At 71.9% G+C, this 14019-nt stretch carries 15 protein-coding genes; 9 read left to right on the top strand and 6 right to left on the bottom strand.

From position 1 onward, the window contains the following. The first annotated feature begins 192 nt into the window (after positions 1-192). The 5 genes from rplT to VMR86_22255 all read left to right on the top strand — a co-directional run bounded on the left by rplT (position 193) and on the right by VMR86_22255 (position 4792). Entirely contained in the window at positions 193-543 is a 351-nt protein-coding gene (gene rplT / locus VMR86_22275) for a 50S ribosomal protein L20 (GenBank protein HTO09794.1), read from the top strand. A gap of 37 nt (positions 544-580) precedes the next feature. Continuing rightward, positions 581-1543 carry a phenylalanine--tRNA ligase subunit alpha gene (gene pheS / locus VMR86_22270; protein HTO09793.1) on the top strand — a complete coding sequence of 321 codons (963 nt, stop codon included), beginning with the start codon at positions 581-583 and terminating at the stop codon, positions 1541-1543. Beyond that, positions 1540-3939: a phenylalanine--tRNA ligase subunit beta gene (gene pheT, locus VMR86_22265; GenBank protein HTO09792.1), complete on the top strand. Its 2400-nt coding sequence runs from the start codon at positions 1540-1542 to the stop codon at positions 3937-3939. Before pheS ends, pheT begins: the two co-directional genes overlap by 4 nt. A gap of 38 nt (positions 3940-3977) precedes the next feature. Further along, on the top strand, positions 3978-4307 hold the full coding sequence (locus VMR86_22260) for an integration host factor subunit alpha (protein HTO09791.1): 330 nt from the start codon (positions 3978-3980) through the stop codon (positions 4305-4307). A gap of 119 nt (positions 4308-4426) precedes the next feature. Then, positions 4427-4792, top strand: coding sequence for a MerR family transcriptional regulator (locus VMR86_22255; GenBank protein ID HTO09790.1), 366 nt, complete (start codon positions 4427-4429; stop codon positions 4790-4792). A 23-nt stretch (positions 4793-4815) separates the two neighbouring features. On the opposite strand, the gene VMR86_22250 is transcribed toward VMR86_22255, so the two are convergent. After that, positions 4816-4959 (bottom strand): hypothetical protein, encoded by a 144-nt coding sequence (locus VMR86_22250; GenBank protein HTO09789.1) that lies wholly within the window; start codon positions 4957-4959, stop codon positions 4816-4818. 22 nt (positions 4960-4981) lie between these two features. Here VMR86_22250 and VMR86_22245 point away from each other — a divergent pair, with 22 nt between their 5' ends. Together VMR86_22245 and VMR86_22240 are read left to right on the top strand one after the other, a co-directional pair. Beyond that, positions 4982-5836 (top strand): phytanoyl-CoA dioxygenase family protein, encoded by an 855-nt coding sequence (locus tag VMR86_22245; protein ID HTO09788.1) that lies wholly within the window; start codon positions 4982-4984, stop codon positions 5834-5836. Continuing rightward, positions 5833-6654 (top strand): phytanoyl-CoA dioxygenase family protein, encoded by an 822-nt coding sequence (locus VMR86_22240; GenBank protein ID HTO09787.1) that lies wholly within the window; start codon positions 5833-5835, stop codon positions 6652-6654. The genes VMR86_22245 and VMR86_22240 overlap by 4 nt, the downstream gene beginning before the upstream one ends. Position 6655: 1 nt before the next feature. On the opposite strand, the gene VMR86_22235 is transcribed toward VMR86_22240, so the two are convergent. Both VMR86_22235 and VMR86_22230 read right to left on the bottom strand, forming a co-directional pair. Beyond that, positions 6656-9589: a tetratricopeptide repeat protein gene (locus tag VMR86_22235; GenBank protein ID HTO09786.1), complete on the bottom strand. Its 2934-nt coding sequence runs from the start codon at positions 9587-9589 to the stop codon at positions 6656-6658. A 45-nt stretch (positions 9590-9634) separates the two neighbouring features. Continuing rightward, entirely contained in the window at positions 9635-10468 is an 834-nt protein-coding gene (locus tag VMR86_22230) for a glucose 1-dehydrogenase (protein ID HTO09785.1), read from the bottom strand. Between the two features lie 33 nt (positions 10469-10501). Here VMR86_22230 and VMR86_22225 point away from each other — a divergent pair, with 33 nt between their 5' ends. After that, positions 10502-11476: an RNA pseudouridine synthase gene (locus tag VMR86_22225; protein ID HTO09784.1), complete on the top strand. Its 975-nt coding sequence runs from the start codon at positions 10502-10504 to the stop codon at positions 11474-11476. A 2-nt stretch (positions 11477-11478) separates the two neighbouring features. On the opposite strand, the gene VMR86_22220 is transcribed toward VMR86_22225, so the two are convergent. Both VMR86_22220 and VMR86_22215 read right to left on the bottom strand, forming a co-directional pair. Beyond that, entirely contained in the window at positions 11479-12171 is a 693-nt protein-coding gene (locus tag VMR86_22220) for a M15 family metallopeptidase (protein ID HTO09783.1), read from the bottom strand. Beyond that, complete coding sequence (locus VMR86_22215) at positions 12171-12539, bottom strand: VOC family protein (GenBank protein HTO09782.1); 369 nt, start codon at positions 12537-12539, stop codon at positions 12171-12173. The genes VMR86_22220 and VMR86_22215 overlap by 1 nt, the downstream gene beginning before the upstream one ends. An 84-nt stretch (positions 12540-12623) precedes the next feature. Here VMR86_22215 and VMR86_22210 point away from each other — a divergent pair, with 84 nt between their 5' ends. Beyond that, positions 12624-13400 carry a sulfite exporter TauE/SafE family protein gene (locus VMR86_22210; protein ID HTO09781.1) on the top strand — a complete coding sequence of 259 codons (777 nt, stop codon included), beginning with the start codon at positions 12624-12626 and terminating at the stop codon, positions 13398-13400. Position 13401: 1 nt separating this feature from the next. Here VMR86_22210 and VMR86_22205 read toward each other — a convergent pair whose 3' ends face one another. Next, positions 13402-13689, bottom strand: coding sequence for a hypothetical protein (locus VMR86_22205; GenBank protein HTO09780.1), 288 nt, complete (start codon positions 13687-13689; stop codon positions 13402-13404). Between the last annotated feature and the right edge of the window lie 330 nt (positions 13690-14019).

Below are 14019 nucleotides of genomic sequence, written 5' to 3'. Positions count from 1 at the left end.
GATTCAAGAAGACGGGCAGCGGGAAGATCGCGCGCACGCAGGGCTGGAAGGGCCACCGCCTGATCAACCGCACCCGCAAGCAGAAGCGCAAGGTCACGGGCATGGTGGTCGCCGACGACGTCGACCAGCCGCGCCTGAAGCGCATGCTGCCGTATCTGTAAGTCCGTAAGTCGAGTACTCAGGAGTTCCGTCATGCGAATCAAGCGCGGCGTCACCAAACGGAAGCGCCACAAGAAAATTCTCAAGCGCGCGAGCGGCTTCTACGCCGCCCGCGGCGCGCTCGTGCGGCCGGCGCGGCTCGCGGTCGAGAAGAGCCTCGTCTACGCGTATCGCGACCGGCGCCAGCGCAAGCGGCAGTTCCACCGCCTGTGGATCACGCGCATCAACGCCGCCGTGCGCGAGCACGGGCTCTCCTACAGCCGCTTCATCGCGGGCCTGAAGAAGGCGGGCGTGGAGATGGACCGCAAGATCCTGGCCGAGCTCGCGGTCGCGGAGCCGAGGGCGTTCTCGGAGCTGGTGAAGCTCGCGCAGTCCGCCGCCTGAGCTCGCCGTGCCGGGGGGCAGCGACGAGCTCGAGGCGCTGTGCCGCGAGGCGCACGCGGCCATTGCCGGCGCCGACTCCGTGCAGGCGCTGCGCGAGGTGCGCGCGCGCTATCTCGGGCGCAAGGGCTCGGTGTCTTCGCGCCTGCGGGCGATCGGTGAGCTGCCCCAGGCCGAGCGCAAGGCCGCCGGCGACGCGCTGAACCGCGCCGCGGCGCGCATCGAAGCCGACGCCGCCTTGCGCGAGCAGGCGCTCGAGCGCGCGGCTTCGGAGCGGGCGCTCTCCGAGCGCGCGCTCGACGTCAGCTTGCCCGGCGTGCCGCCCACGCACGGCGCGCTGCATCCGGTCACGCGCGTCGAGCGCGACATGGCGCAGTTCTTCGCGGGGCTGGGCTTCTCGGTCGAGGACGGGCCCGAGGTCGAGACCGAGTGGCACAACTTCGACGCGCTGCGCATCGCGGCCGACCACCCCTCGCGCGACTCACAGGACACGTTCTTCGTCTCCGGCGGCCACGTGCTGCGCACGCACACCTCGCCGGTGCAGATCCGCGCCATGACCGGCCGCACGCCGCCGTTCCGCTTCATCGCGCCGGGCCGTGTGTACCGCGTGGACTTCGACGCGACTCACTCGCCGTTCTTCCACCAGATCGAGGGCTTCATGGTCGACGAGCGGGTCACGCTCGGCGACATGAAGGGCGTGCTGTACGCGTTCGCGAGACACCTGATGGGCGCCGACGTGAAGCTGCGCTTCCGTGCGCATTTCTTCCCGTTCACCGAGCCGTCGGCCGAGTTCGACTTCTCGTGGCAGGGCGGCTGGCTCGAGTGGGGTGGCTGCGGGATGATCCATCCGGGCGTGCTCGAGAACTGCGGCATCGATGCGTCGCGCTGGCAGGGCTTCGCGTTCGGCATGACCATCGACCGCACCGCGATGCAGCGTTTCGGCATCCCGAACATCCACCGCATGTTCGACGGCGACGTCCGCGTGCTGGAGCCGCTGGCGTGAGGTTCCCCCTCGGCTGGCTCGCGGAGTGGGTCGACCTGCCCGGCGAGGCCGAGCTGTGCGAGCGACTCACGCTGGCGGGGCTCGAGATCGAAGACGTCGTGCGCGCGGGGCCGGAGCTCTCGGCGATCGTGGTCGGCCACGTGGTCGAGCGCAGACCGCACCCCAACGCCGACCGGCTCTCGCTGTGCAAGGTCGACGTGGGCGGCGCGGAGCCGCTGTCGGTGGTGTGCGGCGCGCCCAACGTGGCCCAGGGCCAGAAAGTCGCCGTGGCGCAGCCGGGAGTCACTCTGCCCGACGGTACCAAGCTCAAGAAGTCGAAGATCCGCGGCGAGAGCTCGGAGGGCATGATCTGTTCGGCGCGCGAGCTCGGCCTGTCCGACGACCACGCCGGGATCCTCGTGCTCGACGCCGCGGCCCCGGTCGGCGCGCCGCTGTCCCAGGTGCTGCAGGCGGGAGACACGATCCTCGACGTGGAGATCACGCCCAACCGCGGTGACTGGGTCTCCATGCTGGGCATGGCGCGCGAGGTGAGGGCGCTGTTCGGCGGCGAGATCCGCATGCCGCCCGCCGACCCCCCCGAGGCCGCGCGCGCCGCGGCCGACGACGTGAAGATCGCGATCGGCGCCGCCGACGGCTGCGCGCGCTACGTGGCCCGCGTGGTGCGCGGCGTGCGTGTGGGTCCGTCGCCCGAGTGGCTCTCGAAGCGCCTCGAGGCGGCCGGCATGCGCTCGATCAACAACGTGGTCGACGCCACGAACCTGGTGCTGCTCGAGTACGGCCAGCCGCTCCACGCCTTCGACCTTTTGACGCTGCGCGGCGGCGTCGTGCGCGTGCGGCGCGCGGCCGCGGGTGAGAAGCTCGCGTGTCTCGACGGCGAGACTCGCACGCTCGCCGCCAGCGACCTGGTGATCGCCGACGCCGAGCGCGCGATCGCGCTGGCGGGAGTCATGGGCGGCGCAGAGACCGAGGTGCGCGCCACCACCACCGACCTCCTGCTCGAGAGCGCGCAGTTCGACCCCGTCTCCGTGCGCCGCACCTCGAAGCGGCTCGCGCTGCGCACCGAGGCCTCGTACCGTTTCGAGCGCGGGGTGGACCGCGAGGGCGTGGCGCGCGCGGCCGACCGCTGCGCACGGCTGATCGCGGAGCTCGCGGGCGGCAGCGTGGCGCGCGGCCGGGTCGAGGCGAAGGGCAGCCCGCTGCCCCACACCGGCGAGATCGTGCTCGACCCCGAGCACCCCAACCGCCTGCTCGGCACCCGCCTCGCCAGCGCCGAAGTCATCGCCCTGCTCGCGCGCCTGGGAGTCAGTGCGCAGCCCTCGGCGGGCAAGCTGCGCTGCGCGATCCCGAGCTGGCGCAACGACCTCGCGATCGCCGCCGACCTGTGCGAAGAGGTCGCGCGCATCCACGGCTACGACCGCATCGAGGCCACCATGCCCTTGGGCCGGGTCTCGCCGGTGAGCCGGCCCGCGCCCTACGTGCTGGCCGAGCGCGCGCGCGAGTCACTCGCCCGGGCCGGCCTGGTCGAGCTGCGCCAGTACCCCGCGATGGTGCCGGCGGACCTCGACGCGCTCCGGCTCGGCCCCGACGCTGCCCAGCGCCGGGCCGTGAAGATCGAGAACCCGATGCCCGGGCAGGGCTCGGAGCTCGTGACCACGCTGCTGCCGGGCCTGCTGCACGCGGCGGCCCGCAACCTGGCGCGCCAGGTCGAGCGCGTGCGCGTGTTCGAAGTCGGCCGGGTGTTCCTGGCGCGCGCGGGCGAGCTGCCCGAGGAGCCGCTGCGCGCCGCCGGTCTCGTGATCAGCGGCGGCCGCACGAGTCTCTGGGAGCCCCAGTCACCCGAACCGCCGTTCTTCGTGGCCAAGGGCGCGGCCGAGGCCGCGCTGCGCGAGCTGGGCTTCCCGAGCGAGTTCCACGCCGGAGCCACGGTGCCCTGGTTGCACCCGGGGGCCTCGGGTGAGCTGCGCCGTGGCAACACCGTGCTGTGTCGCGTGGGCGACCTGCACCCCGAGGTCGCGCGCGCCTTCGAGATCGCCGCGCCCTGCGCCGTGTTCGAGCTCGAGCTCGAGGCGTGTCTGCGCCTGGCGCCCGAAACACCCCGCTACCGCGATCCTTCGCCGTATCCGGCGGTCCGCCGTGACCTGGCGGTGCTGCTCGACCGCAGCCGGCCGGCCGGCGAGGTGCTCGAGGCGATCCGCAAGACCGCCGGCCAGGTCCTGGCGTCGGCCGAGATCTTCGACCGATACGAGGGCAAGGGCATCCCCGCCGGCAAGGTCAGCATCGCTTTTCGGTTGGTGTTTCAGCGCGGGGACCGTACGCTTCAGGACACAGAGGTGGGGAAGACGACCGAGCGCATCGTGGCGATGCTGGCGCAGCGCTTCGCTGCGGAGCTGCGCTGAGTCGCGAGGTTCTTCGAGAGTCCGGAGGAGGGCAGAGCATGACCAAGGCGGACATCGTCGAGACGATCTACGAGCGCGTCGGCTTCTCGAAGAAGGAGTCGGCGGAGCTCGTGGAGACCGTGTTCGACGTGATCAAGGACGCGCTGGTGGGGGGAGAGAAAGTGAAGTTCTCCGGCTTCGGGAACTTCATCGTGCGCGAGAAGAACGCGCGCAAAGGGCGCAATCCCCAGACCGGCGAGGAGATCCAGCTCGAGGCGCGGCGCGTGCTCACCTTCAAGCCCAGCCTGGTGCTGAAGAACGCGCTGAACGAGGGCCAGGCGCCCGAGACCGGCGACGACGACGACGATGACGAGGACGACGACGAGTAGCTGCCTGACCGAGTAACTGCGAGGCGAGGCGAAGGCCGCCCTGAGCCGAGCCACAAGGCCCGTAGGGCCGCGCAGCGAGCCATGGGCGAGGGTAGTCAATCGGGTGTGGGGGGTAAGAAGTGATCGAGGCAGTCGAGAAGGAGTTCGCGAAGATTCCCGACCGGACTTACTTCCGGATCGGCGAGGTCGCGAAGCTGATCGGCGTGGAGCCGTACGTGCTCCGGTTCTGGGAGACCGAGTTCAAGGCCATGGCGCCGCCGAAGTCGCGCTCGAAGCAGCGCATGTACCGGCGCCGCGACCTGGAGACGATTCTCACCATCAAGCACCTGCTCTACGCCGAGCGCTTCACGATCGAGGGCGCGCGCAAGCGCCTGCTCGAGCTGCAGCGCGACGCGCGGCGCTCCGAGTCACCGCTGCCGCGCACCGGCCTGGCTGCGGTGCGCGACGAGCTGATCGCGCTGCGCAGGGTCGCCGCGGCGATCTGAAGTCAGGCCGAGCGCAGGCCCGGTCAGGCGCGGATCAGGGCCGCACGGCGGCGCGCGAGCGCGGCCGCCACGGGATCCTGCGCCGCCGGCTCGCCGCGCGTCTTGGCGGGCTTCTTCGGGGCCGTGGGCTTCTTCGCGACTCGCTTCGCCGTCTTCTTCTTCGCCATCAGCGCCGGATTATACTGAGCCGTGTCGATCACGACCGAGACGCAGCGCAAGGAGTTCGCCGAGCGGGGCTTCGTGGCGCTGCGCGGCCTGCTCCAGGCCGAGGAGATCGCGCGCTTCGGCGCCGCGGTCGATCGGGCGGTGGCCGCGCGCACCGCGCACGACACGCGGACCCTGGCCGAGCGCACGCATTACGAGCAGTCCTTCCACCAGTGCATCAACCTGTGGGAGGACTTCGCCGACGTGCGCCCGCTCACCTTCCACCCGCGGCTCGGGCAGGTGGCGAGTGAGCTGCTCGACCGGCCGGTCCTGCGGGTCTGGCACGACCAGGCCCTCTACAAGGAGCCGGGCGGGCGGGGCACCGACGCCCACCACGACCAGCCCTACTGGCCGCTGAACGAGCCGAATACGGTCACCGCCTGGATCTCGTTCAACGGCGCCAGGCGCGAGAGCGGCTGCATGGGCTACGTGCCCGGCTCGCATCACTTCGGGGTGAAGCGATTCTCGAACATCTTCACCGGCACCGGCTTCGACCTCGAGCACGGCGAGGAGGCGCGCGGCGTGCCGCCCGAGTTCGTGCCCGTGGAGCCCGGCGACGTGGTGTTCCACCACGGGCTCACCATCCACGTGGCGGGCCCGAACTCCACCCCCGACATGCGGCGCGTGCACACGGTGATCTACTTCGCGGACGGCTCCACGCGGAAGGACTCGAAGCAGCTCCACCCGTCGGTCGACCGCGCCGGCATCGCGCCGGGCGCCGTGGTCGACTCGGCCGTGACTCCGATCGCCTTCCCGCGCGCGCCCGGTGACTTGCCGGAGCCGCCGCCGCTGCCCGAGCCGCGCCTGCGGGGCTGGCCGGGCTGGGGGCGCCGCGCGTGAAGCCCAGCGCGCATGCCTGGAGTCGCGGGTTCCAGTGGCAGCCGCCGCGCGGCCCGTTCCGCCGCATCAGCGCCGAGCAGGCCAAGAGCTGGGACGAGCGCGGCTTCTTCGTGCTCGAAGGCGCGTTCGACGCGGCCACGGTGAGTCGCGTGGCCCAGGAGATCGCGCCGTTCGAGGCCAGGGCCGAGGCCTTCCTGCGCACGCAGCCCAACGGCCGCTTCGCGATCGCGCGCGCCGACGAGATCACCTTCACGACCCACCTCGTGACTCGCTCGCCGTTCCTGCGCGACTTCTGCCGTCACCCGGTGTTCTGCGACCTGGTGCACGACCTGATCGGCCCCGACGTGCGGCTCTACTGGGACCAGGCCGTGTACAAGAAGCCCGGCACGCGCGCGCCGTTCCCGTGGCACCAGGACAACGGCTACACGTTCGTCGAGCCCGAGGCCTATCTCACCTGCTGGGTCGCGCTCACCGATGCCACCGAAGACAACGGCTGCCCGCGTGTCGTGCCCGGCCTGCACCGCGGCGGAACGCTCGCGCACCGCGGCACCGACCTGGGCTTCGTGTGCTTCGACGAGCCGCCGTCGGAGCCGCTGGCGGCGCCAGTGCGCGCCGGCGGCATCGTGGTGTTCTCGTCGCTCACCCCGCACGCCACGGGCCCGAACCTGACCCCCGACGAGCGCCGCGCCTACATCGTGCAGTTCGCGCCCGATGGCGCGGTGGCGTTGCGGCCGGGCGCCGGCGGCCAGGTGACGCGCGAGCCGTGCGCCGCGCCCGAGCGGCAGTACCCCGTGCTGGCGCACGGCGCCCCCGTATGAGTCAGCGGGTCGCGACGAACAGATCAGGGAGCTTCGGCGTCCAGGACTTGTCGAAAGGCACGTCGCTGCGCCGCCACTCGTCGAGCTGGCGGCGCGCATAGCCGAAGCAGTCGGCGCTCGACTGGCCGGTCGAGGCGGCCACCTCGTAGAAGTCGACGGCCGCCGGCAGGTCTTCGCGCCCCTGTGCCGCCAGACCGAGCGCCCAGGAGACCTGACACAGCTCTCGCGCGCTCAGCTTGCCCGCTAGCAACGCCGCATCGCGATCGAGACCGAGCACGAGGCGCGCCAGATACTGCTCGTTGGACTTCGGCTCGCCTGCGAAATGGGAGCGCACCTCCGCGCCATGCCGGCGCGCAGTCTCCGGGTCGCGAGCCACGGCCGCGGCGCGGAGCAGCCAGACCGAGTCGGAAGGGCGCCACTCCGGAATCGCCCCAAAGAGCAGCTCCCAGGCGCCGGCCGCGTAGTAGCGGGGTGCGGCCTCCGACCCGAGCGAGAGACTCTTCACCCAGCGCGTGGCCTCGTCCTCGCTCCCGGCCGCCTTGAGACTCAGCCAGGCCTCACCCACGAGCTCCAGGCGCGCGTACATCTCGTGTGCCACGTCGTGCCGGCCGTGCGCGTCGAACGAGGCGGCGAGCGCGACCGCGCGCGGCCGTGACTCGTTCTTGCGCGCGAAGGCCTCGAACGCCTCCATCACCGACTTCGCCGGCGCGTCGCGGAGCGCGTACCAGAAGTGCTCGGCCACGGCGCCGCGGAAGGCCTCGTCGTCGAGCGTCGCCTCGGGCGGGCTCACGGCGCGAACCGCCTCGTCATCACGGCCGGCGCGCCAGCGAGCCGCGGCGATGCCCGCCCGGATCTCGACCGAGCCCGGGTAGCGCGCGAGCGCGTCCTTGCCCAGTGACTCGGCCTCGTCGTAGCGGCCCAGGTCGACCAGCGCCATCAGCCCCTCGTGGTAGGCCGTGGTCTCGCCCTTGAGCAGGGGCTCGATGGTCTGCCAGGCCTCCTCTTGCCGGCCCTGCAGCCGCACGCTGGCGGCGAGGTCGGTCGTGGCGACGTCGCGCAGCCCGCCCGGAGCGGACGCGGGGTCCACGAGATACTCGCGCGCGAGCCGCTCCGCAGCGGCGTAGTCCTCGCGGCCGCTCAGGTAGCTCTCGTAGGGTGCATAGGCGAGCCCGCGCAGATGGGGCCGCTTCCACAGGTCGGCGAAGATCGGGCCGACGTCGGGCGAGCTCGTCGCGTCGCCCAGCCAGCGCAGCGCAGATACCGTGATCCCCGATGCGATCGGGTTGGCGAGCACCTCCGAGCGCACCGCCTTGGGCCCCACGTGTCGCCCGAGCGCCGCGATCCACGAGTCAGGCGCGAGCAGCTGGTTGTCGCGCGCCAGCGAAGTCTCGAGCCAGTCTGCCCGCGCCGCATCGCGCAGGCGGTTGCGGACGAAGGGCAGGGCGACCCGGCGGTGCTCGGGGCGTGAGTCGAGCGTCGCGAGGACCTGGAACAGGAGCTCGCGCACGCCCGTGTCGGGCTCGTCGCTGCGGGGCATCCAGCCGGAGTCACCGAGCAGCGCGCTCCGGCCGCGGGAGCCCAGGGAGAAGCTCGGGTCTGCGGCCCGGGCCTGACGCCAGGCCGTCACGTCCTTGCCCTCGTACCAATCGATCTTGTGCTCGAGCCAGTCGCGCAGCTCCCCGACCAGGCCCTCCCGGCCGGGCGGCAGTGCCGCGAACAGCACGCGCGCCTCGGGCGCCGAGCTGCGCACGTTCAAGGGGAAGCTCAGCGCCTGGTAGAGCGCCTGCCCGAGCAGCGAAGCCTCGACCGCGAAGGCGACGTCGCGGTCGAGATACACTCCGTCGAGCCGCGCGTCGGCGGTCTGGGCTGCGCGCAGCGTCTTGGCCGAGAGGCCGAGCGCCCAGGCGTGGCTCTCTTCGGGCGGCTTCTGGCCGAGCCAGGCCTCCGCCGAGGTCGCGAGCACCTCGAACGGAACGTCGCTCGTGTCGGCGGTGACCCGCTCGAGCGCAGAGCCGAGCACGAACGCCTTGTCGCGGGCCGACGTGCTCCACGAGGCCGCGGCCTGGCGCCACAGCGCCGGGTCCTGCGTGCGGGCCAGGAGCAGGAGCTCGAGATAGCGCCCGCGCGGCGTCGCCTTGGCCAACGACGAGAGCTGCGAGACGTGGCCCGAGATGAACGAGTGCACCGCCGGATCGAGGGCATCCGCTTCGCCGAAGCCGAGACAGTAGGACGAGTAGTCGAGCACGTACGCGGCGAGACACTCCTCCGACTTCACCGCGTTCGGGTCGAGCGCATGCGCGACCGCCAGGGCGGCGAGCGCGCGCGCGGCGAGCGGATCGTCGACATCGAGCCGGGTGCGCGCCTGCAGCAACAGGCCCGTCAAGAGCCGCGCCGCACGCTCCGCCGTGTCGGGATCGCGTCCCGGTCCCTCCCAGTCCGCCTGGAGCGAGGCCAGGGCGGGGAACGCGGTGTCGGGCAGGAACTCACCGTTGGGCCATTGCGGTCGCTCCTTGGAGCGCCCGGCGACCACGCGCGAGGTGGTCATGGCCTCCTTCGCGTGACTCACGAGCACCCCGAACAGCTCGTCGAAGGTGGGCAGGGGCGAGACGTGACCCGCCGTGTGACCGTCGACCCGCAAGTCCCAGCCCGGCTGGGCGCTCGAAGGCTTGGCTTCGACCGGCGCGGCCTTGCCGGTGACGATCCGGTGCACGTCGCGCAGGGCGACCTGGAAGCGGCGGTCGGGCGGAAACGCGAAGTGACCGCGGTAGCGCGCCAGCGCCTCGTCGAGGCTCATGATGCCCGTCTCCTCGCCGCTGAACGCCGGCGTTCCGGAGACCAGCTCGAACCACTGCCACACGAAGACACCGGCGAGACACACGACGACACACAGCGTCAGGAGCGCTGCGACGGGGCGCCGGCGGCGAGTCCGTGCCATGCCGGGCGCTATCGGACCGATCGCCTCAGATCTGTGAGGCCGCGCTCACTTCGCCGGGCGGTAGATCCGGAACGGGCGGTAGCGCCGGAACATGTCGGGCTGCTCCTCCCAGCGCCGGCCGGCCGCGAAGCCGCCGTCGACCGCGAAGGCCTGACCCGTCACGAAGCTCGACGCGTCGCTGGCCAGGAAGAGCGCCATCTGCGCGATGTCGTCCGGATCGCCAGGCCGCGGGATCGCCTGGGCCTCGGCCATGGTCTTGCTCGCGGCGGCGAGCTCCTCCGCGCTGGCCTTGCGGCCCACGGTGTTGAGCGCGAGCGGCGTGGCGATGAAGCCCGGGCAGATCGCGTTCACGCGCACGCGCTGCGGCCCCAGCTCGAGCGCGACTGACTTGGAGAGCTGGATGACCGCGGCCTTGGCGGCGGCGTAGGTGTGGGGTGAGTAGCCGGCGACGATGCCCGCCACGCTCGCGGTGTTGATGATGCTCCCGCCCTGGCGCGCGATCAGCGGCGCCGCGTGCTTCATGCCGAGAAACACGCCGCGCACCAGCACCGCGAACGACAGGTCGAACTCCTCCACCGGTGTCTCGGAAATCGGGCCCAGCGCGCCGCCGAAGCCCGCGTTGTTGAAGATGCAGTCGAGGCGGCCCCACTCCTTCTCGGCGCGCTGCACGAGCGCGCGCACCTCGTCCTCGCGACTCACTTCGGTGCGCTGGAACACGGCCGACTTCCCGAGCTCGGCGGCCACCGCGCGGCCGGCCTCCTCCTGCATGTCGCCGATCACCACGCGCGCGCCCTGCTCGGCGAACACGCGCACGGTGCGCGCGCCGATGCCGCTCGCGCCCCCGGTCACGATCGCCACCCGTCCGTCGAGTGTTCCCATCTCGCGCGCGATCTTATCTGATAGCCTCGGCGCGTGTCGGACCCCGACGACGCCGAGCTCGAGCACCGCTTCCGGCCGGTCGGGTCACCGGCCGCGCGCCGCTTCGACCCGCCGGTGCGCTCCACGCGCTGGCTGGCGCCGGCGCCCGTGGCCTGGGACGCGTTCGTGCGCGAGGCGGGCGAGCGCGCCGGACTCGACGCCGCCGGGCTCGCGCGCGTGCTGCACCACGGCGGCATCTGGCTCGACGCGCGGCCCGTGCCCCTGGACCGCCCGCCGCGCGAGGTGGGCGAAGGCGTACACGTGGCGCTGTACGCGCTGGCCTACGAGCCGGAGCTCGTGCCGCTGCCCGACGACGCCGTGCTCTGGGACGCCGACGGCGTCGTGGCCGCGAACAAGCCGGCCTGGCTGCCCGTGCAGGGCACGCGCGCGAGCCAGCGCATCTCGCTCGAGGCCGCGCTGCGCGAGAGACTCGGCTGCGCCGAGCTGCGCGCCGTGCACCGGCTCGATCGGCAGACGAGCGGCGTGGTGCTGTTCGCGCGCAACGGCGAGCGGGCGGGGTTCCTGGGGCGCGCGCTGCAGGAGCACCGGGTGGCGCGCATGTATCTCGCGCTCGTGTCTCCCGCGCCGCGCGAGGACCAGTGGACGGTGAGCGGCCCGATGGGTCCGGCGAAGACCCCGCCGCGCTTCCGCTTCGAGCTGCGCCCGCGCCCCGCCCGCGACACGCGGCCCAGCGAGACCCGCTTCCGCGTGGCCAAGCGCTCGGCCGAGCGCGCGCTCGTCGAGTGTCTGCCCAGGACCGGGCGCACGCACCAGCTGCGCGTGCACCTCGCGGCCGGCGGCACGCCGATCTGCGGCGACGATCTCTACGGTCCGCCCTGGCGCGAAGGCACGCCCAGCGCGGCGTCGCGCGTGCAGCTCCACGCCGCGACCCTGCGCGCGCGGCTCGCCCAGCGCGGACCCGAGACCGAGCTCTCGGCGCCGCTGCCCGCCGACTTCGAAGCGCTCTAGAGTCACTCGAGGATCGGGTGGTCCTTGCGCGCGTCCTCGAGCGGTAGCGCATCGTAGTGCCACCACTCGTTGGGCCGCTGCGCGAAGCCGGCGCCGGTCATGATCCGGCGCAGGAGCCGCCGGTTCTCGAGCTGCGCGGCGCTGAGCTGGCCGGACTTCAGGAGCTCCGCCTCGCGCACGGGCTCCGCGCGCGGCGTGAAGTCGTCGAAGCCCGTGCCCATGTCGAGCTCCTTCCCGGTCTCGTCCTGCAGCGTGAGGTCGACCGCGAACCCGTAGTTGTGGAGCGACCCTTTCTCGGGGTCGGCCACGTAGGGCTGCTGCGCCGTGCCGACGACCCGGGCCCAGAAGATCCGCTGCACGCTGCGCGGCCGGAGCGCGTCGAAGACGCGGAGCTTCCAGCCCGGGTGCTCGCGCCGCAGCGCGCGCAGCGCGGCGCGCAGCTTCTCGGCTGCGGGCCGGCGCAGGAAGGCGCGGTCGAACGGTCCGTACACGTTGGTGTGCACGAAGTTGTTGGTGCTCGCGTAGCGCAAGTCGACGGCGACGCCGTCGAAGCCGCCGATCTCGACATACTCCGGATCGGCGCGCACCGCCGCGAGTGACTCGGCGGGAGTCGCCGCGCCCGCGGCCGGAGTGACCGCGAGCGCGGCGACGAAGAGTCCGAGCGCGAGCCGGCTCGGCGCTCGAAACGAACGCATCAGCCCATGAAGAAGGCGTTCAGCTTGTTCCCGTCCGGGTCGCGGAAGTAACCGGCGTAGAACCCTCCGCCGCGGTCACCGGGCTTGCCTTCGTCCTTGCCGCCGAGCGAGATCGCCTTGTTGTAGATCGCATCGACCTGCTTCTTGTCTTTGGCCAGGAGCGCGACCATCACGCCGTTGCCCACCGTGGCGGGCTTGCCGTCGTAGGGCTTGATCACCGACAGCATCGGCTGGCCCGGGCCGGTCGCCCAGAGGATCAGCCGGTCGGTCTCCATCGCGCGCTTGGCGCCGAACTCGCCGAGCAGCGCGTCGTAGAACTTCGCCGCGCGCTGGATGTCATTGGTCCCCAGCGTCGTGTAACCGATCATTCGTCGTCCTCCTGAGGGGGTGTCCCTCGAGCGCCGCAGCTTATCGCTTTGCAGTGGACTCGTCCGTGTGGCAAAACCCCGCGCGTGCTCACGGACCTGGTGCTCTTCACCGCAGCGTTCTGCGCGGGCGGGGTGAACTCGATCGCCGGCGGCGGAACGCTGCTGACGTTCCCCGCGCTCCTGTCCGCCGGCGTCCCCGCAGTGACTGCCAACGCCACCAGCACCATGGCGCTCGTGCCCGGCTCGATGAGCGCGTTCTGGGGCTACCGCAAGGAGATCCGAGGCGAGGGCCGCCTGCTCGCCGCCATGGCGCTGCCCAGCTTGATCGGCGGGGTGATCGGCGCAGTCACCGCCGACCGCGTGGGCGACGCGACGTTCGCGAAGCTCGCGCCGCTGCTCGTGCTGGGCGCTACGGTGCTGTTCATGGCGCAGGACCCGATCCGCCGCTGGTCCGCGCGACTCACCGAGCCGGGGCAGGGCGACCGCCGCGGCATCGGCCACCTGGCCGCAGTTTCCGCGTTCCAGTTGGTCGTCGCGCTGTACGGCGGCTTCTTCGGCGCCGGCATCGGCATCCTCATGCTGGCCTCGCTCGCGCTCCTGGGACTCACCGACATCCACCGCATGAACGGGCTCAAGAACCTGGCCGCCGTCTGCATCAACGGCCTGGCCGCCATCACCTTCACGCTCGCGGGCCGCGTCGACTGGCGCTACGCGCTGGTGATGATGGCCGGCGGAGTGCTGGGCGGCTTCGCGGGCGCCGGCATGGCGAAGAGACTCGGACAGGCGATCGTGCGCCGCCTGGTGGTCGCGATCGGACTCACGATCAGCGCGGTGCTGCTGGTGCGGCTCCTGCTCCGCTAGGTCACCTCTCCCAGGCCTCCTTGGGCTTCGTGGAGTCGATCAACATGGTGTTGGTCAGGGCGATGCAGGTCACCGTCAGTGTCCCGTGTCCTTCGGTCTCCACCTTGAGCTCGGCGACTTCCTTGGTGTCCATCGTGATCCGGTAGCCGCGCCGATCCTTCTTGGCCTTGGCGATCGCCGCGTCGAAGTCCGCGCGACATTCTGCGAAAGGCTTCGGCATCGACAGCGGCTTGGCCTGTGTCACAAGAGGGCACAACAGAGTCACCAACACGAGAGCGGTCGCCTTCATCGCCGAGCCTCCTGAGTGTCTTGTAATACTCGGCGGCGCTATCGGCGGGATGATGGACGCCCTTGATGCCGAGCGCGGGGCGGCAAGCCAGTCACAGGAGCGGAGACAGGTCTTCTGTCCGCAGAGTCAGCTAGCCGACTGGAGGCACGAGTCACTGGGGGAGCGCTCGCCGCGAGCTCCCTGCCTCGCTGCCAGGGTGATCGGGAGCCGCCCGTCTTCGGGGCCGACGCGCGCCGGGTCGCGTTCCAGCCCGGTGCGCGGCTCTACTGGTCGGGGCGCCCGGATTTGAACCGGGGACCTTCTGCACCCCATGCAGACGCGCTACCAAGC

Source organism: Myxococcota bacterium, assembly GCA_035498015.1.
Taxonomy (GTDB): Bacteria; Myxococcota_A; UBA9160; order SZUA-336; family SZUA-336; genus VGRW01.
Note: the sequence above shows the minus strand (reverse complement) of the source record. Positions and strands in the feature narration are given on the sequence as shown.

Coding starts and splice junctions, on each gene's coding strand:
- VMR86_22260 (HTO09791.1), top strand. CDS start 3,978: ATGACCAAGGCGGACATCGTCGAGACGATCTACGAGCGCGTCGGCTTC.
- rplT (HTO09794.1), top strand. CDS start 193: ATGCGAATCAAGCGCGGCGTCACCAAACGGAAGCGCCACAAGAAAATT.
- VMR86_22230 (HTO09785.1), bottom strand. CDS start 10,468: ATGGGAACACTCGACGGACGGGTGGCGATCGTGACCGGGGGCGCGAGC.
- VMR86_22235 (HTO09786.1), bottom strand. CDS start 9,589: ATGGCACGGACTCGCCGCCGGCGCCCCGTCGCAGCGCTCCTGACGCTG.
- VMR86_22205 (HTO09780.1), bottom strand. CDS start 13,689: ATGAAGGCGACCGCTCTCGTGTTGGTGACTCTGTTGTGCCCTCTTGTG.
- VMR86_22215 (HTO09782.1), bottom strand. CDS start 12,539: ATGATCGGTTACACGACGCTGGGGACCAATGACATCCAGCGCGCGGCG.
- VMR86_22250 (HTO09789.1), bottom strand. CDS start 4,959: ATGGCGAAGAAGAAGACGGCGAAGCGAGTCGCGAAGAAGCCCACGGCC.
- VMR86_22220 (HTO09783.1), bottom strand. CDS start 12,171: ATGCGTTCGTTTCGAGCGCCGAGCCGGCTCGCGCTCGGACTCTTCGTC.